Genomic DNA, 2,524 nt, shown 5'->3' with positions numbered 1-2,524 from the left:
CTCCATGGCGCACGCGAGCTTACAGGGACGTACTTGCAGCGTGTCCCGCAAACCCGCGCACCTCTGCCCAGCGCACGGGCTTTCAGATATGGCATGTCCGTGTGCTTGGATAAAACGAAAAAAAAACGGCGGACCGAAGTCCGCCGTTTTCGTTTATGCCGCTGCCTGGATCACGCCGCTTCCTGCGACTGCTGATCCTTGCGTTCGCGGTCGTAATACCCGGCCGAACGCAGCTCGTGCGGATCGAAATCGTCCACGGTGATGGTTTCCAGGGTCAGCGTGCGCAGCTCTTCCAGCAGCGTGCGCTCGTCCTGGGTGATCACGCCCTCGGCCACGGCTTCGTCCAGCTGGGAGTGGAAGTCCAGCGCCTCGATACCCTTGGTCTTGACCGCCTTGATGAACTTGCGCTCCACCGGCTCGGCCATGATCGCCTTGGACAGGTAGCTGTTGATGCGGCCACCCGGGTTGTTCTCGCACGGGGTCAGGAACACGCCGTTGGCCAGGCGATCACGCGCTTCGTTGGGCGCCATCAGCAGTGCGGCCACGCGGTGGCCCAGCCGGTCGCCCGGCGCCTCGGCACGACGGCCGAACGGGAAGATCAGCAGCCACATCAGCCAGCCGATCGGACGGATCGGGAAGTTGCGCAGGGCACCGGACAACGACTCTTCGATCTTGTGCACGCTGTCATGGAAGGCCCAGGCCAGCAGCGGCTGGTCGGCCGCCGGTGCCCCTTCGTCGTGGTAACGCTTGAGCATCGCGCTGGTCATGTAGATGTGGCTCAGCACATCGCCCAGACGACCGGACAGCGATTCCTTGAACTTCAGCTTGCCGCCCAGCGTCATCATCGAGATGTCGGCCATCAGCGCCAGGTTGGCCGAATACCGGTCGAGTTTGCGGAAGTAACGGCGGGTGTAGGCGTCGCCCGGGGCGGCACCGATACGCGCGCCGGTCAGGCCGAACCAGAACGAACGCACGGCGTTGGAAATGCCGAAGCGGATATGCCCGAACAGGCTGCGGTCGAATTCCTGCAGGCCGGCCTTGGTGTCCGGGTCCTGCGCGGCCTTCATTTCCTTCAGCACCCACGGGTGGCAGAGGATCGCACCCTGGCCGAAGATCAGCAGGCTGCGGGTCATGATGTTGGCGCCCTCCACCGTGATCGCGATCGGCGCGGCCTGCCAGCTGCGGCCGGCGAAGTTGCGCGGCCCCAGGATGATGCCCTTGCCGCCGATCACATCCATCATGTCCGAGATGACTTCACGGCTCATGGTGGTGCAGTGGTACTTGGCGATCGCCGAGGGCACCGACGGCACATCGCCGCGGTCCACCGCAGCCGCGGTGGCCTGGCACAGCGCGCTGATCGCGTACGCCTTGCCGCCGATGCGGGCCAGTGCTTCTTCCACGCCTTCGAAGCGCCCGACCGACAGGCCGAACTGCTTGCGGATGCGCGCATAGGCACCGGTCACCACCGCACCGGCCTTCGCGCCGCCACTGGCGGTGGAGGGCAGGGTGATCGAGCGGCCCACGGCCAGGCACTCGTTGAGCATGTTCCAGCCCTTGCCGGCCTTCTCGGCGCCGCCGATCAGCTGGGTGAGCGGAATGAACACGTCCTTGCCGCGGATCGGGCCGTTCTGGAAGGTCGAGTTGAGCGGGAAGTGGCGGCGGCCGATTTCCACGCCGGCGGTCTCACGCGGCAGCAGCGCCAGGGTGATGCCGATATCGCGGGTGGTGCCGATCAACCCGTCCGGGTCGTACATGCGGAAGGCCAGGCCGATCAGCGTGGCCACCGGGGCCAGGGTGATGTAGCGCTTGTCGAAGGTGAGCTTGACGCCGAGCACCTGCTCGCCGTTCCACTCGCCCTTGCAGACGATGCCGTAATCGGGGATCGAGGTGGCGTCCGAGCCGGCAAACGGACCGGTCAGGCCGAAGCAGGGCACTTCGCGGCCATCGGCCAGGCGTGGCAGGTACTGGTCCTTCTGCGCCTGGGTGCCGTAGTGGTTGAGCAGTTCGCCCGGGCCGAGCGAGTTGGGCACGCCGACGGTGGAGCTGACCACGCTCGACACCGAGGCCAGCTTCTGGATCACCTTGTGGTGGGCCAGCGCGCTGAAGCCCAGGCCGCCGTATTCCTTCGGAATGATCATGCCGAAGAACTTGTTCTTCTTGATGAAGCTCCACAGTTCCGGCGGCAGGTCGGCGTAAACGTGGGTGATTTCCCAGTCATTGACCATCTTGCACAGCGCTTCGACCGGGCCATCGAGGAAGGCCTGTTCTTCGGCGGTGAGCTGCGGCTTGGGGTAGTTCAGCAGGATGTTCCAGTCCGGGTCACCGGTGAACAGCTGGCCTTCGAAGCCGACCGAGCCGGTTTCCAGCGCGATGCGCTCGGTCTGCGACAGCGGCGGCAGCACCTTGCGGAACACCTTCATCATCGGTGCGGTCAGCAGGAGCCGGTTTCCAGCGCGATGCGCTCGGTCTGCGACAGCGGCGGCAGCACCTTGCGGAACACCTTCATCATCGGTGCGGTCAGCAG

At 65.4% G+C, this 2,524-nt stretch carries 1 pseudogene; it reads right to left on the bottom strand.

From position 1 onward, the window contains the following. Nucleotides 1-170 precede the first annotated feature (170 nt). Nucleotides 171-2,438: pseudogene (locus AC1DQP_RS19350) on the bottom strand (acyl-CoA dehydrogenase); the annotation flags it as partial. Nucleotides 2,439-2,524: the final 86 nt, after the last annotated feature.

It is taken from the genome of Stenotrophomonas sp. P5_A8 (genome assembly GCF_056400545.1).
The sequence above is the reverse complement of the archived record's forward strand: the minus strand, read 5'-3'. Positions and strand labels throughout refer to the sequence as shown.